Annotated in this window: 1 pseudogene; it reads left to right on the forward strand. The window is 47.6% G+C overall.

Annotated features, from left to right (window positions below):
• Nucleotides 1–118: 118 nt before the first annotated feature.
• Nucleotides 119–376, forward strand: a pseudogene (locus Q4563_RS16960) (hypothetical protein); the annotation flags it as partial.

Here is a 376-nt window from a genome sequence, read left to right on the forward strand (position 1 = left end):
TTTTAACCCTATTTCAGTCTATTTCACTCATGTCGCATGTCGAATGACACAATCGTGGTTTAGTATAAATACTAGAGGTGTGTTTGTTACTGCACCGACCGTCACTAGAAAGGGTATTATGCTGTCAAACGATCAAGCACCATCTGCCAGCGAGCAGAGTGAAAATAATCAGAACAATAACAAGCCGCCTATCTACTGGGTTCCGACCATCATGTTTGCAGCCAGCACGCTGGGCGTCTTGACCCTGGTGCCCTGGTATGGCTTCACCTATGGTTATGAGACCTCGGCCTGGGTTACCTATATTGTGATCACCTGGCTGACAGGGATGGCGATTACCGGTGGCTATCATCGTCTCTGGTTGCACAATGCCTATGAA

This window comes from Gilvimarinus sp. 1_MG-2023, from assembly GCF_030548285.1.